Annotated in this window: 23 protein-coding genes; 14 read left to right on the plus strand and 9 right to left on the minus strand. The window is 40.9% G+C overall.

Going from position 1 to position 25325, the window contains the following annotated elements:
• Window positions 1-230: 230 nt before the first annotated feature.
• Complete coding sequence (locus QOW94_RS08670) at window positions 231-737, minus strand: TetR/AcrR family transcriptional regulator (protein ID WP_283679986.1); 507 nt, start codon at window positions 735-737, stop codon at window positions 231-233.
• Window positions 738-852: 115 nt separating this feature from the next.
• Here QOW94_RS08670 and QOW94_RS08675 point away from each other — a divergent pair, with 115 nt between their 5' ends.
• From QOW94_RS08675 to QOW94_RS08695, 5 genes are all read left to right on the plus strand, one after another.
• Window positions 853-3198 (plus strand): MMPL family transporter, encoded by a 2346-nt coding sequence (locus QOW94_RS08675; protein WP_283679987.1) that lies wholly within the window; start codon window positions 853-855, stop codon window positions 3196-3198.
• Between the two features lie 186 nt (window positions 3199-3384).
• On the plus strand, window positions 3385-3759 hold the full coding sequence (locus QOW94_RS08680; protein WP_283679988.1) for a GntR family transcriptional regulator: 375 nt from the start codon (window positions 3385-3387) through the stop codon (window positions 3757-3759).
• Window positions 3760-4614, plus strand: coding sequence for an ABC transporter ATP-binding protein (locus QOW94_RS08685; protein WP_283679989.1), 855 nt, complete (start codon window positions 3760-3762; stop codon window positions 4612-4614).
• Window positions 4607-5275 carry an ABC-2 transporter permease gene (locus QOW94_RS08690; RefSeq protein ID WP_283679990.1) on the plus strand — a complete coding sequence of 223 codons (669 nt, stop codon included), beginning with the start codon at window positions 4607-4609 and terminating at the stop codon, window positions 5273-5275. The genes QOW94_RS08685 and QOW94_RS08690 overlap by 8 nt, the downstream gene beginning before the upstream one ends.
• 274 nt (window positions 5276-5549) lie before the next feature.
• Window positions 5550-6722, plus strand: a complete 1173-nt coding sequence (locus QOW94_RS08695; RefSeq protein ID WP_283679991.1) for an MFS transporter — start codon at window positions 5550-5552, stop codon at window positions 6720-6722.
• 51 nt (window positions 6723-6773) lie between these two features.
• Here the strand turns inward: QOW94_RS08695 and QOW94_RS08700 are convergent, their stop codons facing one another.
• Both QOW94_RS08700 and QOW94_RS08705 read right to left on the minus strand, forming a co-directional pair.
• Complete coding sequence (locus tag QOW94_RS08700) at window positions 6774-7898, minus strand: amidohydrolase (RefSeq protein WP_283679992.1); 1125 nt, start codon at window positions 7896-7898, stop codon at window positions 6774-6776.
• A 12-nt stretch (window positions 7899-7910) separates the two neighbouring features.
• Complete coding sequence (locus tag QOW94_RS08705) at window positions 7911-9551, minus strand: peptide ABC transporter substrate-binding protein (RefSeq protein WP_283679993.1); 1641 nt, start codon at window positions 9549-9551, stop codon at window positions 7911-7913.
• Between the two features lie 861 nt (window positions 9552-10412).
• On the opposite strand from QOW94_RS08705, the gene QOW94_RS08710 reads away from it, so the two are divergent.
• Entirely contained in the window at window positions 10413-11240 is an 828-nt protein-coding gene (locus QOW94_RS08710; RefSeq protein ID WP_283679995.1) for a CPBP family intramembrane glutamic endopeptidase, read from the plus strand.
• Between the two features lie 60 nt (window positions 11241-11300).
• Complete coding sequence (locus QOW94_RS08715) at window positions 11301-11666, plus strand: hypothetical protein (protein ID WP_283679997.1); 366 nt, start codon at window positions 11301-11303, stop codon at window positions 11664-11666.
• Between the two features lie 524 nt (window positions 11667-12190).
• Here the strand turns inward: QOW94_RS08715 and nhaC are convergent.
• The 4 genes from nhaC to QOW94_RS08735 all read right to left on the minus strand — a co-directional run bounded on the left by nhaC (window position 12191) and on the right by QOW94_RS08735 (window position 16923).
• Window positions 12191-13606 (minus strand): Na+/H+ antiporter NhaC, encoded by a 1416-nt coding sequence (nhaC, locus tag QOW94_RS08720; protein WP_283679998.1) that lies wholly within the window; start codon window positions 13604-13606, stop codon window positions 12191-12193.
• A gap of 408 nt (window positions 13607-14014) precedes the next feature.
• Complete coding sequence (locus QOW94_RS08725; RefSeq protein ID WP_283679999.1) at window positions 14015-14605, minus strand: pentapeptide repeat-containing protein; 591 nt, start codon at window positions 14603-14605, stop codon at window positions 14015-14017.
• An 18-nt stretch (window positions 14606-14623) separates the two neighbouring features.
• Window positions 14624-15985 carry a cytosine permease gene (locus QOW94_RS08730; protein ID WP_283680000.1) on the minus strand — a complete coding sequence of 454 codons (1362 nt, stop codon included), beginning with the start codon at window positions 15983-15985 and terminating at the stop codon, window positions 14624-14626.
• A gap of 179 nt (window positions 15986-16164) precedes the next feature.
• The gene (locus tag QOW94_RS08735; RefSeq protein WP_283680001.1) at window positions 16165-16923 is read right to left on the minus strand and encodes an NADP-dependent (R)-specific alcohol dehydrogenase; all 759 of its coding nucleotides are present in this window, start codon (window positions 16921-16923) and stop codon (window positions 16165-16167) included.
• Window positions 16924-17088: 165 nt separating this feature from the next.
• Between QOW94_RS08735 and QOW94_RS08740 the strand changes: the two genes are divergently transcribed.
• The 6 genes from QOW94_RS08740 to metF all read left to right on the plus strand — a co-directional run bounded on the left by QOW94_RS08740 (window position 17089) and on the right by metF (window position 23658).
• Entirely contained in the window at window positions 17089-17829 is a 741-nt protein-coding gene (locus tag QOW94_RS08740; RefSeq protein ID WP_283680002.1) for an ABC transporter ATP-binding protein, read from the plus strand.
• Window positions 17807-18979 carry an ABC transporter permease gene (locus QOW94_RS08745; protein ID WP_283680003.1) on the plus strand — a complete coding sequence of 391 codons (1173 nt, stop codon included), beginning with the start codon at window positions 17807-17809 and terminating at the stop codon, window positions 18977-18979. Before QOW94_RS08740 ends, QOW94_RS08745 begins: the two co-directional genes overlap by 23 nt.
• Before the next feature lie 9 nt (window positions 18980-18988).
• Entirely contained in the window at window positions 18989-19633 is a 645-nt protein-coding gene (locus tag QOW94_RS08750; protein ID WP_283680005.1) for a TetR/AcrR family transcriptional regulator, read from the plus strand.
• A 379-nt stretch (window positions 19634-20012) separates the two neighbouring features.
• Complete coding sequence (locus QOW94_RS08755) at window positions 20013-20486, plus strand: S-ribosylhomocysteine lyase (RefSeq protein WP_283680006.1); 474 nt, start codon at window positions 20013-20015, stop codon at window positions 20484-20486.
• A 33-nt stretch (window positions 20487-20519) separates the two neighbouring features.
• Window positions 20520-22805, plus strand: a complete 2286-nt coding sequence (gene metE, locus QOW94_RS08760) for a 5-methyltetrahydropteroyltriglutamate--homocysteine S-methyltransferase (RefSeq protein WP_283680007.1) — start codon at window positions 20520-20522, stop codon at window positions 22803-22805.
• Window positions 22783-23658 (plus strand): methylenetetrahydrofolate reductase [NAD(P)H], encoded by an 876-nt coding sequence (metF, locus tag QOW94_RS08765; protein WP_283680008.1) that lies wholly within the window; start codon window positions 22783-22785, stop codon window positions 23656-23658. Before metE ends, metF begins: the two co-directional genes overlap by 23 nt.
• Before the next feature lie 49 nt (window positions 23659-23707).
• Here metF and QOW94_RS08770 read toward each other — a convergent pair whose 3' ends face one another.
• Together QOW94_RS08770 and QOW94_RS08775 are read right to left on the minus strand one after the other, a co-directional pair.
• Entirely contained in the window at window positions 23708-24034 is a 327-nt protein-coding gene (locus tag QOW94_RS08770; protein ID WP_283680009.1) for an AzlD domain-containing protein, read from the minus strand.
• Window positions 24027-24731 carry an AzlC family ABC transporter permease gene (locus QOW94_RS08775; protein WP_283680010.1) on the minus strand — a complete coding sequence of 235 codons (705 nt, stop codon included), beginning with the start codon at window positions 24729-24731 and terminating at the stop codon, window positions 24027-24029. Before QOW94_RS08775 ends, QOW94_RS08770 begins: the two co-directional genes overlap by 8 nt.
• A 179-nt stretch (window positions 24732-24910) precedes the next feature.
• Between QOW94_RS08775 and QOW94_RS08780 the strand changes: the two genes are divergently transcribed.
• Window positions 24911-25306: a Spx/MgsR family RNA polymerase-binding regulatory protein gene (locus QOW94_RS08780; RefSeq protein ID WP_283680011.1), complete on the plus strand. Its 396-nt coding sequence runs from the start codon at window positions 24911-24913 to the stop codon at window positions 25304-25306.
• Window positions 25307-25325 lie beyond the last annotated feature (19 nt).

A 25325-nucleotide genomic window follows, 5' to 3' on the forward strand; every position in this document is an offset into this window, starting at 1 on the left:
CCAACCCTGAGCAAGCAAATCAAGAAAGAATAATTTTTCGTCTATGGTGTAGCGATATTTAGTCAATATAAAAACTCCTAGTATATGAACCCGGAATTTTAATTGTTTCCGTGTCCAACATACTAGGGAGTATCTCCTTGAAATATATCGCTGCACTTTTTTCGGTTGGTCTATTTCAGTTATGCTTCGATCATTTTTCTATGGAACTGATTATATCCTACCCCGTATCATTAATCATCAGTTTCCGGAAACTTCTTCGTCTGGTATATTCTATCTAATTCAGCATAATCATCAACAATATCAAGCTTGTTTCCATGCAATTGATTCCACATAAGAACACTAGATATATTACCTAAATTCCAAATTAGATTAGGATCCTTTATTTTATTGTAGAGAACTCTAGCCCCACTTTCCTCAACCAGCCGAGTAAACTCCATATCAAGTTGTTGTTTTTCAATAATTGGTTGTAAATCAGAACCAAATAAGCTTGCGACTGCCTTAAATGGGCTTTCTTCGAATTCCGACAAGAAATCATCGTGCTTACTCAATTCCCTATCCATAAACTTTCCCAGCAGGTCATACTTATCAAGGAAGTGCTTATAAATTGTGTTTCGATGAACGAAAGACTTTCTGGAAATCTCAATCATAGTAATATCTGAGAACCGTTTTTTCGTCATTAATTCAGCAAACGTATCAAAAATGATATTATCAGTTCGCTCTCTTCTCATATCAGTCATAAACATTTCTCCTAATTTGCACATTTCGTGTGCAGATGCACTCAATTGAACATATACACATAATGGCAAAAGTAATAGTATGTGTCAATAGTTAATTATGTAAGGGAGTAATTTTATGCAAAATGGATTAACCAGTTTTGGGAAATGGGTTTACAACAACAAATTCAAGGCATTAGCTGCTTGGCTTGTCATGTTGATAGCCTTTATTTCCACCGTTGGAATGCTTGGGTCTCATTTCAATGAAAATTTAAAAATTTCCGGAATTCCATCAACTGATATTCAAAAAGTGCTAGAAAAAAAGTTTGATCAATCAGTTGACGCGGGTTCAATGACCGTCGTTGTTGAAAACACAAACGATAAAAGTATCAATAATAGTAATCAAAAGAAGGAAATTAACGACACTGTTAAGGCTTTAAAGAGCAAATACAGTAGCCAAATTAAGTCAATCACCAGTCCCTACGAATCACAATCAATCAGCTCTGATAAGACAACTGGGATGGTTAGCATTACTTTCAAAAAGGATTCTAACTTAGTTTCCGATAAGGCAATTGCCGGAATTCAAAAGAAATTTAGAGCTAACGTAAAAGACGGTAACACCAAAGTTTCCTTCTCAGGAAACGTCTTGAGCATGCCAGATATTGGTGGGCTTTCCGAAATTATCGGAATTGTTATTGCCTTTATCTTAATGTTGGTACTGTTCAAATCATTTATTACCGCCGGCCTACCAATCATCAGTGCAGTCATTGGACTAGTTACCGGTTTAATGACCATCATAATTGGAACTAATTTCTTTTCGATTGTTTCCATTGCCCAAACACTAGCCGTAATGGTCACTCTGGCCGTTGGAATCGATTACGCCCTGTTTATAATTCACAGGTACAAGTCGGAGTTAGCCAACTCAGGTACGACGGGTCCTGATAACGCCATGGGGGCAACTCTAGGAAGTGCTGGTAGTTCGGTTCTGTTTGCCGGAGTTACCGTTATGATCGCCCTTGTTGGACTCGTATTCGTTCGAATCGACTTCTTGACTCAAATGGGAATTGCTTCTGCCGTTGGAGTTTTATTCGCAGTCCTCTCAGCAATGACGTTGCTACCCGCATTAATTTCACTATTCAGCAAGTTTATCAAACCAGCTTCAGTTAACACTGAACAGGCAGTAAACAAGGCTGGTCTGGTAACCAGAACAGTCGCAAACCACCCCGTTGTTATGGTTATCATCAGTTTAGCTGTCCTCATCGGCTTCATGATTCCAACCGGCCACATGCGGTTAGGAATGCCGTTCGACGGTGCCCTTCCAACGAATAACACTCGTCGTCAAGCTTACGACACAATTTCAGACAAGTTTGGAGCGGGTGCAAACTCAACGATGATTGGGGTTGTAAAACTAGACACCAATAACTCGCTCAAGGATAATAAGAAGATTCTTAAAACCGTAACTGATAAAATCGAAGACTACGATAGTGTTAAACGGTTAATGCCCGTTGTTAACGAAAAAGCAGTCAAGGAAGCTAAATCACCGGAATTTCAACAAAAGATCAAGGTTGAGGGTAAAAAATTTGTTCAAAAGAAAGTCATGGCTGCGATGATGAAGAATCCAACCATGAGTTCTACCCAACAGAAACAGTTAGCGGCCAAGTACACTATGCAGTTTAAAAACCAAGTTACTGCAAAAATGAAGAAGGCTGCTATCTCGAGCATTCCTGTCAAAATCAGTGATGACCACAAGTATGCTAGATTTATCTTGATGCCTAAGAACGGACCAGAATCAGAAAAGACCGAGAAGTTAGTTCAAAAGATTAATTCATACTCGAAGGATCTTGTTAAGAGTAACAACACGAAAATTACCCTAACAGGAACTAACGCGGTCAACATCGACATTTCCAAAAAACTGAATAACGCCATTCCATTATTCACTGCAATCGTAATGGTCATTGCGTTCGTTCTTTTGATGATCATGTTCCGGTCATTTGTCATTCCACTGTTTGCCATGATTGGATTTGGATTGTCCGTGTTTGCCTCATTTGGATTCACAACTCTGGTTATGCAAGACGGTGTGATGAAGAACCTATTTGGAATTAGTGTTGGTGCTCCTATCCTTGCCTTCCTGCCGGTTGTAATGATTGGCGTTCTGTTCGGGCTGGCGATGGACTACGAAGTGTTCATGGTTTCGCGAATTAGGGAAACCTACCTGTTGACCGGAGATACCAAGTACGCCGTCAAAACAGGGATCGCTGAAAGTGGCCCAGTTATCGTAACCGCTGCATTGATTATGATTGCCGTGTTCGGAAGTTTCGCACTTTCAACGGACCCAACTATCAAATCAATAGGAATCGCACTAGCTGGGGGAGTTCTGTTCGATGCATTCTTCGTTCGACTCATTTTTGTCCCCGCAATGATTAACTTACTGGGCAAGGTAAACTGGTACTTCCCAGGTGCAACTCACAATAAGTTTAAGAAGTAAGTTACCGTTATAGTTTCTGTTTTAAAATAAGAACTCCCCTCGCTAGGTTGGCTAGTGGGGGGAGTTTTTGTGTGTCTGGTAATGACTAGCGATGCAAAAAATCACTAAATTAAAATAAAACATTTGACACTGTTATACTTTGTTATATACTGTTTACTGAATGATAAACAGTTAGGAAGTGATGAGTTGCATCTATTAATTTCAAAAAATTCAATGGTTCCGATTTATGAACAAATCGTCAACCAAATCAAAAAACAGATGGTTACAGGCAATCTTGTCGAGAGTACGCCCCTCCCATCAGTTCGAAGTGTTGCAAAAGATCAGCACATCAGCGCATTGACGGTCAAAAAAGCTTATGACCAGCTAGATAGTGAGGGCTTAATAACTACTGTTCACGGCAAAGGAAGTTTCATCTCCAAAATCAACTCCAATGACCAAATAACTGAAATTGGAAATGAAATAAAAACCGAGTTTGGTGAAACCATCAGTAAGGCACAGAACCTTGGCTTAAATAAAGATCAAATCACCAAACTGTTTAATGACGAATTGGAGGGAAAGTAAATGCTGAAAATTACAGAGTTGAAGAAAAGCTATCCTGGCTTTAAATTAGATATTAGCTTCGAGGCCCCAAATGGTACTATCGTTGGGTTGATTGGTCGAAACGGTGCGGGAAAGTCGACCGTATTAAAGGCCATCGGTGATTTAATTTCACGTGATGCCGGTACGATTGAATTTAATGGTACCGATGTAAAAAACATGACTAGTGACCAAAAGGAGCAATTTGGCTATGTCTTTCCGGATAGTACCGTACCAGAAAATTTCTCGGTTTCCGATACGATTAAACTATTAAAGGTGACGTACAAAAACTTCAATGAATCACAATTCAACGACCTCGTCAAAAGGCTTAAACTGCCAATTGATAAATCGGTCAAAGAGATGTCCACTGGTAACAAAGCCAAACTAAAAACGATTATTGCATTAACTCATAACGCTAACCTATTAATTTTAGATGAGCCCACTGCTGGCCTGGATGTAGTCGTCCGCCAGCAAATTATCGAAGTACTACAAGACTATCTGAATGAGGACGAATCAAGAAGTATCTTAATTACGACCCACATTTCAAGCGACTTGGAATCATTAGCTGACAGAGTAATCCTAATCGACGACGGAAACATAGTTTTCGAAGAGGACACTGATGTGATTATCGATTCATACGCCTTGCTCAAAATGACAGGTGAGCAGTACGACAAAGTGGATAAACAATACTTGCTCCACTCAGAGAAAACTGACTTTGGTTACAGTACGTTGACGAACGAAAAGAACTTTTATGTTGAGAACTACCCAGACGTTGCAATTGAGCCAACGTCAATCGACGATATTATTCTATTTTTAGTGGGAGGGATTAATCATGAGTAGTTTATTTGTAAGAGATGGAATTGCAATTAAGAAACAGGCAATGGTTTTCATTATCACAATCCTAGGAATGGTTATTCCGATGCTGTTTGGGCCAAATGGAATATATTTCACCATGGCAATCAGTGGCGTAAACATGGCTTTCTTAACCCTATTTCTATTATCGTCCGATCAGGAAAATAACGGATTTAAGTTCCTATTTACTACCCCAATCACAAGAACTCAGTACGTAGCCGAAAAGTTTATCATGCTGTTTAGTTTAACCATTTCATCGTTTATTCTGACGGTTATCGTAATGTTGATTTTTAACAACACGCTTGACTGGGCCGCAAACCAGAAATCGCTAACCAATCTGATTGCCCTGGTTAGTATGGCAATTTCGATTGTAGCCTTTCTTCTGATCCCACTCCAAATTAAGTTTGGGCCAACTAAAATCCAAATGCTCATGTCTGGGATTGGTGCCCTAGTTGCGATTATTCTGGGAGCCGCTTACTGGATCTTTACCAAGACTGATTTTGGTAAGGACGCTTGGGATAAACTCGTTAAAATGTACATCGATAACGGCTTTACTCCATTTATGATTGTTGCTGGAATTTTCACAGCACTGATCTTGGTATTGTCATATGTTGCAAGTGTGAGAAATATTAAGAGGTTGGAATTTTAGTTTCCAAATAGGTAAAGTGATGGTGATTTCTGGAATTGAAATTACTGTCACTTTATTTTTTTACCCTTGCCCTCCCACCCCCACTACTCTATACTTAATTTAATTAAATTCTCATAATCGAAACGGAGTGAGCCCCATGACCGCCTGGATCAACCTTCAACACAACATCACATATACACTTGCACTTCAATTGTCGTAACCCCAAAGTCAGTTTGTCGGCCACGCACTAAATCTACCGGCTAACTGAACGGTCACATTATTGGAGTGCTTATTCATGAAAACAAAATATTTTGCAAACATTCGGAAGAGTTACGGTTACACCTTCCTTTCTTGGTTCGGGATCACCGGTTTGTGGGTTATGTACCTACAAACTAAAGGCCTAAGTTTGGTTCAAGTCGGCCTCTGTGAGAGTATCTTTCACATTGCCAGTTTCCTATTTGAAGTCCCATCAGGGGTCTTGGCAGATAGGTTTTCTTACAAACTAAACTTAATTTTAGGGCGACTTGCGGTCATTATATCGGCGTTGCTGATGATTGCCAGCCATTCATTTTGGATGTTTGCCCTCGCCTTCGTCCTGAATGCATTATCTTACAACATGAAATCGGGAACCCTAGAGGCATTGATTTACGATTCGTTAAAACTATCAGATGCCACTAAAAAGTATCCCAAAATTATCAGCAATATCGACGTAATTATCGAGTTTGGTGATACTTTAGGGGTAGTAATTGCCGGATTTTTAGTTCACTGGCATTTTGAATTAACTTATATAATCGCAATGGTTTTTGGCTTCATCGGATTAGTTACGGTTCTCGTTTTTAAAGAACCGGTTCAAACGAAGAAGCAGATCACTGATAAGGTAACCACCAAATCAATCATCGTTAACTCATACAAGACGCTAAAGGCGAACCACGTCTTACGGAACCTCATGATCTTTCACGCATTGTTCTCGGCCGTCTGTACCGCATACTATTATTACTTTCAATCGCTAATGGAAACTCAACATTTTTCCGGCTGGCTAATTTCGGGATTAATGGTTGTATCAGCAGTCATTAACATTTTGGGAATTAAGTTCACCCCACAATTTCAGGAGTGCGTCTCAAAACGAACCTTGTTAATTTCACTAAGCTTTAGTTTAGTTGCTCTCCTACTACTGTCATGGTCAGCACTGATTCCATTGCTGGTCGGTATGTTTTTGATCAGCCAGATGCTAGGCTCGATGGTGGAACCAATTTTCAGTAGTTTCTATAATGAAATGATTGATTCCAAACAACGGGCAACATTACTCAGTGTTGCTAGTGTGCTCTTTTCGGCAGCAATGATCATCCTTTTCCCAGCAGTAGGTTGGCTCATCGAAGTTAAATCATTCTCGGTTGCCTTTGGAATTATTGGTGTAATTTTATTAGGATTGACGTTAATTGTTTGGCGAAATATTAAGACTGTAAAATAAAGAAAACGGAAACCTATTTTTATAAGGTTTCCGTTTTTATTATGAATACCATTATTTATTGGTGACCGTGTTCTTCACTGCTTCAATCATGATTTGAGCTCCCCTAATTGCCGCACTCTTATCAAACGTCATATCAGGTACGTGAAGGCCAGGGTTCAAACCACATCCTAATCCAAGCATCGTCGTTTCCTTAGCTAAGCCGTCATAAGCATAGAAGTGAAAATCATCCCCGCCATTTGTATACTTCGGCGTCATTAATCCGTTATCCCCCAGAATTGATTTAATTGCTAATTCCATATTTTCAATCGCTGCTTCACTAGGAATCGACGCTGGCGATAAGTCATTACCATCAACCGTAACTGTAAATCCGTTTTCGTTCACTGAGTTAAGCGCCGAGAACGTTTTTTCTTGAAGGATATCCATTAAATCATTGTTTTTCGCCCGCAAATCAATCGCAAACTTCCCCTTATCCGGAATGATATTAGAAGACTCTCCGGCCTGAAACATTGTGGTGGTTGCCTCGTAAGGTAAGTCAGTATCAATCTCAATCGCCTTAATCTTTTCATTAATGGCACTAAATCCATCAATGACGTTAGCTCCCAGACTTGGGGTTCCAGCGTGAGCAGTTTTCCCAGTGATAGATACCCATAACGTCCGAGTAGCTGCACTCGGAATAATCGCTTCTGCCTGATAATTGCCAATCTCTGATTCAGCACAAACGTGAAGGCCATACATATAATCTAGATTTGGCAGCTTGCCACTCTTGATCACCTTTTCGGCTCCCGTAACCGTTTCTTCAGCTGGCTGGAATACCAACTTTAAAGTAGCCCCGTTAAGCCCACTCTGGTTTGCTTGAAAATACTCAGCAAGTGCCAGAACAGCGGTCATGTGCAAATTGTGACCACAGGAGTGAAAAACGGAAACCTTTCCCTGGTATTCCTGTCTAAGAGCATCAATATCGGCACGAATACCAATAAATGGTCGATTTCCACTTCCAATCGTCGCAATCAGCCCCGTCATATTATCAAATCTTTCAAAGGAAACCCCCATCTCAGATAATCGGTTTGCAAGGTATTCAGTAGTGTTTACCTCGTCAAATGCGGTTTCCGCTAAATCATATAAATTATCTAAATCTGAATAAATCTTTTCTTCATTAACGCTAATCATTTTTTGCATAGCTCTTCCCTCCTACTTATCAGTCATATACGCATTCTTGAGTGAGATCCCTGATGCAGCCGCATAGCTAACACCCTTTAGATTTGGATTGTTAAGCCGGGCAACCTGTCCTTGGTTTACTACTAGTACGGCTTGATCATCTGCCGCTACCTTCTCAGCCCGTTTAAAATCTTGGTATCTCTGGTTTGCGTTCATTGAATCATTTGTCATTGCTTTATCGTAATATTTATCGAATGTTTTGTTACTGTAGTTACCGGCATTATTGGCATTACCAGAATCTAGTAATTGGTAATACTCCGATAATTCAGGGTAAGAAGCAATCCAATTTGAGAAACCAAGGTCATATCCCGACTTTTGTTGCATCTTGGTGATCGCTTGAAGCTTGGGCTCAACGTTGATATTGATTTTAAGTCCTGGTAGGTATTTTTCAGCCGATGATTGAACGAATTCAGCTGAGTTTTTGAAAGAATCAACATCATAGCAAACCATATTCAGAGTTAAGTTCTTGGTTTTTAGTTGAGCAAGTCCCTTTGCCCAGTATTTCTTAGCAAGAGTTGGGTTGAACTGAACTGACTGAGATGTGGAACCATCCTTTGCAAAGTCAGCGCCTGTACTAGGGTTCTTAGCAACATCTTCCGGAGCCATTCCGTAAGGTGCCTTACTTCCGTTCTTTAAGACGTTCCTTACCAAACTTTGTCGGTCGACCGTTAACGAAATTGCCTTTCTAATGTTCGCGTTTCTTAACGCCTTGGTCTTAAAGTTATAGGCAATGTAATCCGTTTCCCCATTTGAATAACTTTGAAATCCAGCTTTTGCTTTAAGCTGGGCAGCTTGTTGACCAGCCAAGATAATATTATCAAGTTTGCCTGATTGATAAAGAGAAAGGGCAGTTTGGGGATCCTTAGTAGTTTCGAAAACTACCTTATCTAGTTTGACATTATCCTTATCCCAATAGTTAGGATTCTTAACTAGTTCCCAGGTGTTCTTGGAAGTTGACCAGTTTTTGACGGTAAACGGACCACTGTAAACCGTCTTAGTCGAGTCAGTACCGTATGCTTTGCCGTACTTCTTAACTAGGTTTGCGTCCTGAGGGAGGAATGGAGTTGAGGCACATAAGTACTTGAAGTAGGCAGTTGGCCGCTCAAGAGTAACCCGCAAGGTAGTGGCATTGATCGCCTTTACCCCTAGTTTGCTGGAACTCATCTTTCCCTTCTCAATTGCAGCGGCGTTTTTAAGTGGTAAAAACTGATATGCGTTAGTCGACTTGGTTGCCGGGGTAACAGCACGTTTCCAAGTACTTTCAAAATCCTTTGCGGTTAGCTTATCGCCATTACTCCACTTGAGGTTACTTCTGAGCTTAAAGGTGTACACCGTGCCATTGTTGGTTGGAGTTACGATTTTTTTGGCCAACCCTGGTTTTACTTCTGTTCCACTTTGAAGGCGGTACAAGCCTTCCTGCGAATTATTGACGGTTTCCAAAGCCCCAACATCACTGATTTTGACTGAATCAAGTGACGAAATATCAGCCTGTTCCATGATTTTGGCTTCCTGCTTGATACTTTTAACCTTGGCGTCGCTGTTTGCGCATCCTGCTAAACTAGTGATTCCGGTAAGAGTGATTATTGCTAAAAGACTAACTTGTTTGATATTCATAGTAATTCTCCTTATTTTTGTCTTTAGGTCTAAAATCGTCATCCCTCTTACTATCACTAACTTATTTAGGTAAGAGGGTTCAAATGTCGGTTTGAACTCCTCATGTTAATTCCACCTTTCAAATAAAAAAGCCCCTCAAGATCAATGACCTTGAGAGGGCGACTTTTCGCTGTTCCACCTCTAATTCGTAGCTACCTCGCGATAACTACCTCAGTGAGTTGTTGCCAACTCGCATGATAACGGATTGATTCCGGACCTTCCTACTTAGGTTCAAAAGATCATCTTTAACCAAGTGTGGTTCAAGCCGTCCGTTTTCTCAGCATTTAAACGGTCTCTGATTTTGGCTCTACTTTGTTTGGTTCTCGATTTTGTTAATAAAAAAGCCCCCTGGAGTTTTATCTCCAAGAGGGCGTGGTCACGCTGTTCCACCTCTGATTCGCAGTCACTTCACAGCAACTACCTCAGTAAGTTAGATTTCCTAACTCGATTCAATAACGGGAATCCCGGCAAGGCCTACTACTATTTCAGCCAAACAGCGTAACAGTTGTGGTTCAATTCTGGTTCGTCTTTTCAGCTACCGACGATCTCTTAAATTAGAATTTACTTAGACTGCTAATTGCTTTTTAAGTTACATGTAATTTAACTCATTCAAAAATTAGTGTCAAGGAAAAACCGGAATTTATTTTCTTGGATATCATCGTGACAACTCATAATTCCCTATTTATCAAAAGATTGAACTGCTATTTAAAAATCCATTTTTAATTCGAGTGCGTATCAATTGCCTCCTGATTTTTTTGTGATATATTATCGTTATTAAAAGTTGCTGCTTATAAAAAATAAGCAGTTAAGGGGGACTTTCTGATGATGAACACACAAAATGAAAAGCTAACTGACGAACCAACAAAGGGATCAATTTTGTTTGCCTCAACCATCGGTATTTACCTGTTTTATATTATTACCTCAAGGTTACTTAATTTTCTAATTCCAAACTATCCAGTAAACTCAGTAATCCACATTTTCCTGGTTCTAGGAATTTCATTTGGCATTATTAAACTAGCTAGCCGTTACGGTTTTCGATTGAATTATTCATTAGGAAACCTACGAGGGTTAGCCAGAGTCCTACCTATGTTGGTAATTGGGTTATGGTATTTCTTACTCAAGTCAGTTCCTCAAATATTTAACCAGTTTGACGAGTGGCGCAGAATGGGAGCAGGTAAAAACATGGCTGATGTTCTATATGGATTTTCAGCCGGAATTTGGGAAGAAACATTTCTCCGTGGTTTTCTCTTAGCTGGCCTTTTATTGCTATTTAGTCGTGGTAAGAATGCCGGGATTAAAGCAGTTGTCTATTCAGCTTTAACCTTTGGCGCAATGCACATTACTAACCTGATGAACCCAGGATCAACCATGACTGGTGTTTTCCAACAAATGATTTATGCCGCAATCTTTGGAATCTTGTTTGGAGTCGTATACCTTAACACTCACAGTTTACTTTACGGCGTTTTGATTCACTCAGTTTACGATTTTTCCAGCTTTATGATGGCGCCAGCGGGAGCTCTAGCTGGGGATAGTTTTATCCAATGGGGGCCATTCATTCTTGTTTTTGGAACCATGCTGGTAGTCAGCTTGATCTACTTATTTGCCTTAAGAAAGCACAACGAACAACTAATCGAGGTTATTAAAAAGTAATTATGCTGGAATAAACCACTCTTGAATCGTAAGCTTATGAAAAAAAGGGTGGTGTTTTCTATGGACCCAAAAACAACTAATTCAAAAAAACGGAATAAAAATAACCCACACCGACTACTTCGGCATTTGATAATCATATTTTTTGTTCTTACGGCGTTGATCGCTATTATCATGCCCTTCATGGCAACTACTAACCGAATGCGAACTCTTTTCGGGGTATCAATTATTGTCTTAGTAATTGCAGTGTGCATAATATCATTCGTATATTTGACTAGAACGGTGCCTCACGATAGCACAGGTATCATTATTCCTAAACAACACGGCACTGGAATTACAATCAATCCGCATTCGTTCGGTGGCAAATTGATATGGTTACTAATATTTGTGGTGTTGCTTGCAACGATGGTGGTGATGGTGATCAAGTAATTAGCAAGGTGGTCCCGGTGTCCCGAGCCAACTACACCCTAAATTTACTGGATATCAAAGGCAAAATTAATACTTTTAATTAAGACCCTTTATTTTTGTTGTCTACGTGCATTCCCACAGTACCGACTAGAATGCCTAACAACAATACTACAAAACCTATTAAATTTCTGTATGGAAGATTATATTCTCTGCTGAACCACAGTATTCCCAAAAGTAAAATTATGGAAACAATTCGAAAACCAAGGCTATTTTTCATAACAATCAGTCCTATCTTATTTGCATATGTGACTTAAATATAACATATACTTATTCTTAAATAGGTAATTTCATATTTAAATCAAAAAAAAGCCTCACTTCTTACTCCTTTATGCACAAAAAATTCACACTAAATTATTAATGTAACAGCATATTCACATGAAATACCCAACTGTTCACATCAAAAACGCATCGATAATTTCTTTTTTGAAATATCGATGCGTTTTTTTGATTTATCTAGTTATTTCCCAACCACTGTACCTACTCTTTTAGTTTTCCGAGGCTACCATACTCGCTCTAGTTTTCGATTTAGTTTCCGATGTCGTCTTCAACCCAATTCCAGTAAAGCCACTGATAAGCGAGAATACTGGGCATAGTAAGCTAAAGAACACGAATGGTAGGTACTGGATAGTTGGAACCCCAAGTGTATTTGCGATGAACACACCACCAACTCCCCAAGGAACAAGGTAGTTGATCACTGTACCACCATCTTCAAGGACTCGACCAAGGGCACTACTCTTCAACCCACCTTCATTGAAGGCCTTCTTGAATGCGCGACCTGGGAGAATGATTGACAGGAATTGTTCACCAACGAAGATATTAACTCCAAGACAGGTTGCCAAAGCGGCTGAAACTAGTTTGCCATGCTTGTTAAGCTTAGTTGAAAGTGGCTCCATAACGGCACTGATCAATCCAAAATGGACCAGTAAACCACCAAGCGAAAGAGTTAGAACAATCAATGCAACAGTTGGCATCATGCTGACGATACCTCCACGTGAAAGCAATAGGTTGACTTCTTTGTTTGCGGTTTGCGCTACAAATCCATTGGTAATAATGTCAGTCGCCTTTGTGATTGAAAGGTTTGGCGTATTGAAAAACATCATGATTGCTGAAACGAAGATGTTAAGGAGCATCGTTGGGATTGCGGCCATTTTGATTCCGGCACATGCAAACACAAGAATGATTGGAATTAATGAAATTAGTGAGATGTGAAAGTCGCCAGATAATGCAGCAACCGTTTGGTTAATTTTACTCATGTCAGCGTGATTATGCCCTGCACTGAGAATTGCAAACGCTACAGTGGTAATTCCAGCGGCTGGCAAGGTTGACCACAAAATCGTCTTCATGTGGTCGAATAAATCAGTGTCAACAACCGCTGCAGCCAAGTTGTTGGTTTCCGATAATGGTGATAGTTTGTCACCAAAAATCCCACCAGCAACGATACTTCCTGCTACTAAGGCAGGATTGAAGTTCATGGTAACACCAATTCCGAAGAAGGCAATTCCGACTGTGGAAACAACTGTAAAACAGCTACCAACAGCTGCTCCCACCAATGAACATACTAGGAATACGGTTGGTAGAAACCACTGAGCGCTAATTGCTTTGAATCCAATAACCATCAAAGTTGGAATCGTACCAGCGGCGATCCAAGTACTGATCATCGCCCCAATTAAGATAAAGATAACGATGGGAATGATCCCCTTGTCGATTCCGTCCTTAATGCCAGCGTTGATTTGGTCCCAGTTGAAACCACTAAACCTGGCCCAGAAGATGGTAACCGTGATTGCGAGTAAAACGGGAACCTGGGGAGAAAGTTTCAACCCAATAACTCCAAATCCCATAATTGCTAAAATAACGACTAATACAATAATTGCTGTTCTTAAACTTATTTTTGCTTTTTCCATAATATTATCCCTCACTGTTTGATTTTAATTTGCCATCAACTGTGGAGGTCTAATATCGAGCAATCCCTCCGTTACTTGTTTGTTTCATAATCAACATCCTTCCCTCAAATAAAAAATCGCCCCTACCGCATTAATAAATGCAATAGGGACGATTAGACATGACCGTGGTACCACCCAAATTGTGTACATACGTACACCACTCACTAGAAGATAATGGATTCTAGTTATTAACCATTGTCGATCACATCCGGTATTTCATTCACCTTACCCTGATTGGCTCGCAGCAACCGCCAACTTCCTGACACCCAGATAAGGGACTACTTCTTAGATAACGACATTTTATATTGTGATTGAGTATAGAACAATTAAAATTGAATTGCAACTCTTTTTGAATTTTAATTTTTAAAGCTACTTGATTTCCACGCCAAACATAGTAATCAAAACGCTTGCCTGGTAAGGATTGATCTTCAGTCCCTTTAGTCTTGTTGGATCGACTACTAAAGTTCCAAACGTTGCAGTACTCAAATCAATTCCTTTTAAATTGGTATCAAGAAAATCGATTCCATCAACATCACAACCGGTAAACGCTAAGCCCTTCTTAACTTTAACCGCTTGGAAGGAACTTTCAATCAATTCACAGTTTTCAAAGCCAGATTGTTCCATTGCCGTTTCGCTGAAGTTTGCGTACATAAGTTTACTACTAGTGAATTTGGTTTTTAAAAATTTGGTTCCAATTGAAAAATCAGAGCCTGTCAATTGGCAACCCGAAAACTCACAATTAGCAAAATAGTTTTGGTGGAAACTCTTATTGGGAAGCGAACAACCAATAAACTTCACATCATTCCAGTCCTTACCGTCGAAGTCGTCTTGATCAAATAAACAATGGACAAAAACGACATCCGAGACCATTCGGTTCCCATTTGACGGTGAAAATTGGCAATTTTTATATTCATTACCTTCCTCGATGTCATCAAATGCAAGTGTTTTATCCTCAATCATGCCAGCACCCCTAAATTTTTATTTAGTCCTGCTAATCATTTTACCAAATATCGTGTACAAAATGGCAGCTACTAACATAGATACGAAGGTTGCCCCAACGCTGTTGGCAATAACCGGAATGGCTTTAAATACTGAGTAAGAAAGAACGGAAACTACCCATACCGAAATCGCAAACCAGTTAATTCCACCGTGATACCAATACTTGCCATTTCTAGAAGTAAATGAATTCAAATCATACTTTTGGTTTTCAACTAGGTAAAAATCGGCTAAGAAAATGGCAATTTCTGGTCCCAAGAACATGCCAATCCCATCTAAGAAGGCGGTGAACACCCCTAAGAACGTTGAGTAGAAGATTGGAATAAACGTTACTAACGTGGCTACCAACGTCACAATAATGATACTTTGCGTTAACCGCAACCGTTTGGTCATGTTAGTCAAAGCTGAACCGGCGGCCATCAGATTAACAGCGTTGGCCGTGGTACTAGTAATGATAATTACCAACATGGCAAGGATTCCCAGCCCTAATTTGCTGGCAATGGTCGATGGATCTGAGTTATTAGCATCAAAGTGATTCAGGGTAATGGCAGTTGCCAGCGTTGAAATGGTTCCAATAGTCGCGAACCATACCAGGCCCAGGTTTGCACCCCAAAACGGAGCCCAAGTTGCACTGCTTTGCTTCTTTGAGAACCGCGTAAAGTCACTACCGGCAGTCACCCACGCCAAGTTAAAGGCAGCTAAAACATCAACCGCTTGGCCTGGAGTCATTTTGACTGAAGCGGCTGGTCGATAGGCAAGGATCTCGCTGAAGGATACGTGTTTGAAAACCACGATTGATTCCCAGATCACCAAGATAAATACTAGGATAATTCCAATTCTTTCGATAATTCGAACGGATTTTTCGCCCATTGACGTACTTAATATATGAAGGATACTCATAACAATGATTCCGACAGTTAATCCCTTCAAGCCACCTGGTTTCCCATACACTGGCCAGTTTAGTAAGTCGTGAAGGATATAACTGATTGATGTTGCGGCGATAAACGTGTTAACAGCCGCCCAACCGATAAACTGAACTAGGTTAATAACTGATGGCAAGAAACTACCACGTAATCCAAAAGACGCCCGGGTTAAGGCCATCGCAGAAATTCCAGTTTTGTAACCCATATTACCAGCTAATGCGAGCAGAATGTAGGACACAATTCCAACGAAGACTAGCGTAACGGACGCAGTCGCAAACCCGCAGGCTGCAATCACACCACCAACGTACCAAGTTCCGTTGTTAGCATTTGCCCCGACCCAAGTCGCAAACATGTCCCAAAATGACTGGTGCCGATGCTGCTTTTCAATAATTTCAATCTTGCCAAACCGTTGATCTTCCATAAAGTTTCCGCTCCTAAATAATAAAAAATGCCTGACCCCATGAGGAATCAAGCATTCACACTTAACCAGCGAAAAACATCGCAGTTATTCTTAAGTCGAACCTTGTAGCCTCACGGGACTAGTTAAAGGATAATTTCTTCGACTAATTATATGGGAAATTACAACGAATTGCAATCTGATTATTGAGCCAAGTAACCACCATCGACCACAAACTCTGATCCAGTCGCAAACTTGGATTCGTCAGAAGCAAGATAGACACACATGTATGCAATATCGTTTGGCTCACCAATGTGGCCCATTGGTGTTTGAGTTCTTTGTGATTGGGCTTCTTCAGCACCAGGAATGTTATCAACTAAAGGTGTCTTGATATATCCTGGGTGAACAGTATTTACCCGAACATCGTAGTCGTTAAGGGCACAATGCAAGGCAGCTGATTTAGTGAGCAAACGAACGCCACCCTTAGAGGCATTATACGCAGCTAAGTTTGGATCTCCAACAAAGCCTTCAATGGAAGACATGTTGATGATTGAGGCACCGAGGTGCTTATTCTTCATCCGAATAATTCCGAGTTTAGTACCATAGAACACACCGTCAAGATTAATTGACATTAAGTTCCGCCACTCTTCTGCGGTTGTGTCTTCAATATTCTTAGCCAAAGCAATTCCGGCATTATTAACTACTGTAGTAACCGGACCAAATGCTTCTTCAGTAGTATCAAAGAGGTCTTCCCAACCCTTTTCATCCGAAGCATCGTGTTTAACAAAGCGAATCACATCTGGACCACCAACACTTTGGGCAGCCTTCTCACCAACTTCTTCACGACGACCAGTGATCACCACTTTGGCGCCTTCTTCAACAAACTTTTGGGCGATTGCTAACCCAATTCCAAGGGTTCCCCCAGTAACGATTGCAACTTTACCCTTTAAACGATCTGCCATAAAAAATGCCCCCTATAATTATTATTCACTACATGTGAATTTTATCACTTAATCAAAGCGAATTAAAATTATTAGTTTAGTGAGTTGACACTCACTTTGCCAATTATTATAATGGCCTTAAGCAAAGAGTGAGTAATCACTCACTTAATGAAGGAGGAACTCCTTATGGAACCCTTAATCACCGTAACAAACGTTGATAAAAACTTTAATAATCATCCCGTTCTATCCTCAATCAACCTCGAATCCTTCCCAGGCAAAATTCTAGGCTTGATTGGCCCTTCAGGAGCAGGCAAGACCACCCTGATCAAAGTCATTATGGGAATGGAACAGCCAGATACAGGGACCGCCACTATCTTAGATAAACAAATGCCGAATCGAATTGTCTTGGAAGACATTGGTTTTATGGCTCAAAACGATGCCCTTTACGGTAGTCTAACAGGTCGGGAAAATCTCAAATTCTTCGCCAGTTTATTCGCCATTGACCGCAAACTAATCGAAAACCGTATCAACTACGTGGCAAGTATCGTAAATTTGATCCCAGATTTAAATAAGAAAGTCAGCAACTACTCCGGAGGAATGAAACGCCGATTATCCTTAGCAATTAGCCTTATTTCCGATCCCAAAATATTAATCCTTGATGAACCAACAGTTGGGATTGATCCTGAACTAAGATGCCAAATTTGGAAAGAACTCAAAAAGTACCGTGATGAGGGCAAATTAATCATCATCACCACCCATGTCATGGCAGATGCCGCCCAATGTGATGAACTGGAAATGATTCGAGACGGCCACATCATTAGCTCTGGGTCACCAGAAGAACTGAAGGCCGAGTATAACGCAGATAATTTGGAAGACGTCTTTTTGAAAGCGGGGGAACAAAATAATGAAAATCCTATCGATAACTAAACGAATAATTTTAGAAATGCGGCGGGACAAACGAACTTTAGCGCTTTTATTTATCGCTCCCCTGTTTATCCTGACCCTCATGTTCTTCTTATTCCAATCCAACTCCGACACAGTGGCTCAACTTGCTGTCAAAAACGTGCCAACCAGCGTTACTAAAGTAATCGACAATAAGCACGTTAAGATTCACAAAGTTACCACTTCTGATTCTCCCAAAAAGGTAATTCTGGATCACGACTACGACGGCTATATTAAAAAGGATGGTAACAAACTCACCGTTACCTATCAGAATGCTAGTCAAACCCAGGCTGGAATCATTAAAAAATCAGTGCAGATGGGACTGATCAAGCTTCAAATTAATCAGCTAGTTGCAGGAACAAAAAAAGCAAAATCGGCAATAAAGAAAACGCAAACCCAATTGCACCAAATCGCAAACCAATTGCCAGCTGCTGCTCGTCGTAATATGACCGCTGCTTCTGATAATCAAAAACAGCTTAGCAAACCGGTCAAGTTATCCCTTAGTCAAAAGTATCTATATGGCAACAGTGATTCCACCTTCTTTTCGACAATGTTTCCAATTTTCGTCGGCTTTGTCGTATTCTTCTTCGTCTTTTTAATTTCCGGCATCTCGCTACTGCGGGAAAGAACGACCGGCACCCTATCACGACTATTGGCTAGCCCCATCAAACGAAGTGAGATAATCTTTGGTTATTTGACTGGGTACGGCTTATTTGCAATTATCCAAACCATGATTGTGGTTCTCTATTGTATTTACGTACTAAAAGTTCAAATTCTTGGTAGTATTGTCACCGTGCTATTTATCTGCTTCCTCCTAGCGCTAGTTGCATTATCGATGGGATTGTTTGTGTCTACATTTGCCGCGTCAGAATTTCAAATGATGCAGTTCATCCCCATTCTTGTTATTCCCCAGATATTTTTCTCCGGAATCATCCCCGTCAGCAATATGGCCGGTTGGCTACAAGTTATCGCCCATTTTATGCCACTCTATTACGGAGCTAACGCCCTTACTGACGTGATTCAAAAACAGGCAGGGTTACTTCAAGTTGCCACTCCAATCATTGTTCTCGGTGTGATCCTACTGTTCTTTGTAACCCTTAATATCCTTGGCATGCGCCGATACAGAAAGGTTTAGGTGAATTTCATGGCATCAACAACAATTGAATCTTTTTTCAATGATGACATCAACGCAGATGAGAACCTCCCTGCTAAACAAAAGCAAGTTTTAAAGGCAGCCCTTGAATTATTTGCTACCAAGGGGTTTGCAAATACGACAACTGCCGACATTGCCGAGAAAGCTAATGTCAGTCAGGGTACCGTCTACAAGCGTTACACGACAAAAGAAGAACTGTTACAGGCAACCCTCTCACCGCTAATTGAGCGAACTATCCCCAAAGCTATTAAAGAATTCACGGCCTACGCGGTTAGTTTGAATCAACCTAGTTTTGAAGAATTACTCCACGTTCTGTTAAAAAACCGGTTTGAGTTTGTTAGTGATAACCGCAAAGCACTTAAGGTAATGCTGTCAGAATCACTGACCAATCCCAAATTATTAGCCGAACTTGAACAAACATTTGCCCAATTGCTAAGTAGCGAACTACCAATGGTAATCGACAAATTCAAATCTTACGGGACAATCGTCGATTGGGAGACCCAGCGAATCATCCAATACATTGTTTCAATCGGATTCGGATACGCCGGCCAAATTATTTTACTAGACCGAAAATTCAATGCTGACAAGGCTGCTGCAGATGCAGCCAACTTCATTTATCGCGGGTTAAAAAAATAATTTCTAAAAAGTATTGACAAACAATTATGAGATGATTAATATTATCATTAAATTTTAATCAATTACTAAAAGCTCTGACGAGAAGAGTAGCTATCAAGAAATCACAAAGAGAGTCCGGTTGATGGGAAAGGACGGGTTTTGAAATAGTGAAGATGAACTCGAAATAGCATCGCTAAAGTTAACGCTTTAACGTCGGTAGCAACCGTTATATTGCCGAAGTATCAACAGGTACTTTAAGAGGTGCTGTTCGCGAGGACAGTACAAATCTAGGGTGGTACAGCGGAAGCATTCGCCCCTACATTCAGAATTAATCTGAGGTGTGGGGCGAGTGCTTTTTTATTTGCCTTTCACCTCATAAAGCGAAAGGAAGATATACATTATGGCAAAAGTTGAAAGTTTTACATTGGATCACACAAAGGTAAAGGCACCATACGTTAGATTGATTACTGAGGAACACGGCCCAGCCGGAGACGTCATTTCCAACTATGATCTCCGTCTGGTTCAACCAAACGACAACGCAATCCCAACCGCTGGCCTCCACACCATCGAACATCTACTTGCTGGGCTACTTCGGGATCGCCTTGACGGGGTGATTGACTGTTCACCATTTGGTTGTCGAACTGGTTTTCATTTGATTACTTGGGGCAAGCACTCAACCACAGAAGTGGCAGAAGCATTAAAGAGCTCGCTAGAAGAAATTGCCGATGACATCAAGTGGGAAGATGTCCCAGGGACCGATATCACCAGCTGCGGTAATTATCGGGATCATTCATTGTTCTCCGCCAAACAATGGAGCCGGGATATTCTTGATGCCGGTATCTCAGACCAACCATTCGAACGCCACGTAATCTAAACTAAGTTATTTTCCCAAGGGAGGGACCTTCATATGACAAAAACAATTATCGGATTTCCAAGAATCGGCCACCATCGCGAACTAAAGTTTGCAACTGAACACTACTGGAAGCACAAAATCACTGCCGATGAACTTCAAGCAACTGCAAAAGAAATCAGAATCAACCACTGGCAAGCGCAAATTAACGCGGGAATCGACCTCATCCCAGTTGGCGACTTCTCCTTCTTCGATAATGTATTGGACACAGCTAACTTATTAAATATCGTTCCAAGTCGCTACCGTGACCTCAATCTATCTCAACTTGATGAATATTTTGCTCAAGCAAGAGGTTACCAAAGTGACACCAAGTCAGTGAAGGCCCTCTCAATGAAGAAATGGTTTAACACCAATTACCATTACATCGTACCTGAGTTTGACAAGGACACGAACATCCAACTAATCGGAACGAAATTGTTCGATGAAATTGAAGAAGCTAAATCAATTGGCGTACCGGTTAAGGCATGCATCATTGGCCCTTATACCCTATTAAAGTTAAGTCGTTTCCTAGATGGCACCAATCGCAACTCATTTATTGATGCGCTGGTAACCGCGTACTCTGACGTCTTAACTAGACTAAACGAGCAACAGGTCAACTGGCTTCAAATCGATGAACCCGCCCTTTGTTTTGACGTCGATTCAGCTGAAAAGAAACTATTTGACCGCTTGTACGATGGGATTCTTGCAGCCAAAGGAAAAACCAAAGTACTACTACAAACCTACTTTGGTGACATTCGCGATGTCTACAATGACGTCGTGGCCAAGGACTTTGATGGTATTGGTCTAGACTTCGTTGAAGGTAGTTACAACCAAACTCTGTTGGCCAACAACGGATTCCCAAGCGATAAAATTTTGTTCGCTGGCATCGTAAATGGTAAAAATATCTGGCGGAATAATTATTCGCAAACCGTTTCAAAGGTGAACGAAATCGCTAGTCATACTGACGGTAAGCTAATTTTGAACACTTCATGCTCTTTGTTACACGTGCCATATAGTGCTAAGGACGAAGAAAAATTACCAAGTGATGTTAAACAGCACCTAGCTTTTGCCATTGAAAAGTTAGCTGAACTTGGCGACCTTGATAAGGTGGTCTTCGAACGTGATCACAAAGTTCTGGACGCTAACACTAGCCTCTTTCAAACCATCAAGCACCCAGTTAACCAAAGCGTTCGGACTGAAATTGATAGCTTAACTGATGACGACTACACTCGTTTGCCAGCGCGGGAAGAACGGGAACAGATTCAACACGATGAATTCAAATTACCAGTATTACCAACCACCACAATTGGTTCGTTTCCACAAACTAAGGACGTTCGCCAAAACCGCTCTAAATTGCGAAAGGGCGAAATCACTCGGGATCAATACGATGAGTTCAACAACGAAAAAATCAAGCGAATCATCAAGTTCCAAGAAGATATTGGCATCGACGTTCTAGTCCATGGTGAATATGAGCGTAACGACATGGTTGAATACTTTGGTGAAAAACTAGACGGGTTTGTCTTTACTCAAAACGGTTGGGTTCAATCATACGGAACCCGTGGGGTTAAACCACCAATTATCTGGGGTGATATTTCTCGTAACGCCCCAATTACTGTTAAAGACTCTGTCTATGCCCAGTCGCTAACTGACAAACCAGTCAAGGGTATGCTTACTGGCCCCGTTACTATTTTCAACTGGTCGTTCCCACGGGAAGACGTTTCACCCAAGGAATCAGTAACCCAAATTGCGCTCGCGTTACAGGAAGAAGTTCTCGATTTGGAGAAGAACAATATCAAGATCATTCAGATTGATGAACCTGCTCTCCGGGAAAACTTACCGTTACGAAAGACCAACTGGTACTCAGAATACCTTGATTGGGCAGTACCCGCGTTCAGACTGGTCCACAGCAAAGTGCAACCAAGTACCCAGATTCACACTCATATGTGCTACAGCGAGTTTGGCGACATCATCAAAGCAATCGATGCTCTTGATGCAGATGTTATTTCCTTTGAGGCTTCCAGAGCTGATTTCACACTAATTGATCAGTTAGTTGCAGCTAACTTCAAGACCGAGGTGGGCCCCGGGGTTTACGATATTCACTCTCCTCGAGTACCGTCTGAGGAAGAAGTCGAGAGTTTGATTAAGGTGCTGGTTGAAAAGTTACCAATCAATAAAATCTGGATCAACCCAGACTGTGGGTTAAAAACTCGGTCTGAGGAAGAATCGTTTGAAAGTTTGAAGAACATTGTCAACGCAACCAAGAAAGTTAGGAGGGTTGTCAATGAGCCTAACAGAGTTAGCTAACCGCAAACCACTGTTCTCGCTTGAAGTATTTCCACCACGGAAAGAGTCTTCGAATAAGACAATTCTTAACACCCTTCAAGAACTTCAATCGCTCGAACCAGACTTTATTTCCGTCACGCTCGGTGCTGGGGGTAGTGGCCGGCGTGATGCAACGCTTAAAATCGCAAACCTTGTCAAGAACCAATTAGGAGTTGAAACGGTCGCCCATGTTCCTGGATTGTATCAATCCAAGCAACAGGTACTCGACCTACTTGATCAATTAAAATCAATATCAGTAACCAATGTTTTAGCATTACGGGGAGACCAAATTCCTGGCAAACAGCCAACAGGGGACTTTAATCACGCCAACGAATTAGTTTCTTTCATTAAACAGAACCGACCAGAGTGCACAATTCTGGGAGCGTGTTATCCAGACTGTCACCAAGATTCACCAGACTTTATTGATGATCTTGCCAACCTTAAACGAAAGGTTGATTCTGGAACCGATCACCTAATTACTCAGCTATTTTTTGATAATAGTGAGTTTTATTCCTTCTACGAAAAGGCTCGAATTGCAGGGATTACCGTGCCTATCGAAGCCGGAATAATGCCCTGTACCAACAAAAAACAGATTGAGCGAATCGCTACGATTACCGGAATTCCGGTACCGAAAAAGTTTGCTACTATTCTGGACAGATACAGCGATAATAAGGAAGCAATGCGTGATGCAGGGATTGCGTTTGCGGTCGACCAAATTATCGACCTTGTATCTCAAGGGGTTGATGGCATTCACCTGTACACTATGAACCAGCCGGAAATTGCCAAGCGAATTTATAATGAAACGAGATCGGTGTTTAAGGCAGCGGTGAAGTGATTAAGATAAAATAAGGGCCAGAATTTCAATTTGAAATTCTGGCCCTTATTTATAACCCAAACATCCGAACCACTGCCATCGAGATTACTCCAACAATCACAACCACCATCAAACTCTTAGAAATGATTCCGGCAATCACCGACGGAATTGAAGCAAGCAAATTCTCTAAATTAATGTGAGGCCAGTTACCAGTTTGGTATACCAGCAAACTCTCAACAAATATCGCCGACAGAATGGCAACCGGCACAAAGCTCAAAAACGAAACTAACCACTTGGGGAGTTTAAACTTCTTAACCACTACAAACGGGACTACCCTAAGTAGCCACGTAACCACTCCAGAGGCGATAATGGTACCGTATACGTATGTATCAGTCATTTTTGGTCACCGCCATTCCAAATAAGCATCCCATAATTGTTGCAATCAAAATTGCACTGTTACCAGCCACAAACCGCATCAAAACGAAAACCGCAATCCCAGTAAATAGAGCAACTTCGAAGTGCCGTTTGAGTGGCATACTCCGATCAGTAATCATCTGTAAGTATAATAATCCAATGAACATCGCCACAACGGCAAAATCCAAACCAAATTTTTTGGGATCAGACACCGCACTACCTAAAAGAGCTCCGACAACCGTTGCGGCAGCCCAAGTTAAGTACGCAACAACGTTTGCAGTATTTAGCCACTCACTGTTTAAACCCCTGTCAGTATAGTTAAGCTTGTTCATGCTCAACGCAAAGGTTTCGTCGGTTAGCAACGTTCCCACCCCAATGTTAGTTGCCATACTCTCAGCTTTCAAATAAGGAGCTACTGTCATACTCATTAGACTCATCCTAGCGTTAATCAGCAGTGTAGAAATGGTGATGGCCACAATCGGACTTTGGCTAATCATCATTGACACAATCAAGAATTGGGCAGATCCTGCGTAAACCACTAAAGACATGATCAAAACCATAATAATTGATAAATGACCCGCCTTGGCAACAACCCCAAATGCTAGGCCAACCCCAATATAACCAACGAGAGTTGGCACCACATCTTTTAGGCCACTTTTATATGTAAGTTCTCCATCCAAAATCCTCACTCCAATAAATGCATTTATAACGATTATATAGGGGATTAGGTTAAGAAACAATATGTTTTTTAATCGTTTTCTAATATAGTTTAAAGTTGTAATAACTTATAGGTATGATAAGATTAAGGTGTAGAAGAGGAACTAGATTTAACGTCAACAACAGAGATGGGGTAATTACTATGTTAAATCTGTATGTATCGCCAAGTAGCTCCTCGAGTCGGAAAGCAAAACAGTGGTTACGAGACCACGGAATTGCTTTTAAAGAAAGAAACATCGGCCGCGAGCCATTGAACGCTGAAGAAATTAAGCAGTTGATGGCTCTGACTGAGGACGGTAGTGATGAATTGATTTCGACCCGCGCCAAAATCTACACCCGCGTAAAAGACAACTTAGACAATTTAACGTTGTCAGAATTGATTGACCTGTTAGTTGAACACCAAGAACTGATCAAGCGGCCAATTATCTTCAATGATTATCAGATGCAAATCGGATTTTCGGAAGAAGAAATAAGATTATTCTTACCACGTGAAGTTCGCCAGGAAAATCTGAGAAGACTGACAGCAAATATAAGCTAAAAAAGGTTTCCGATTTTCG

It is taken from the genome of Lentilactobacillus sp. Marseille-Q4993 (assembly GCF_951230165.1).
In the GTDB taxonomy this organism is placed as follows: domain Bacteria; phylum Bacillota; class Bacilli; order Lactobacillales; family Lactobacillaceae; genus Lentilactobacillus.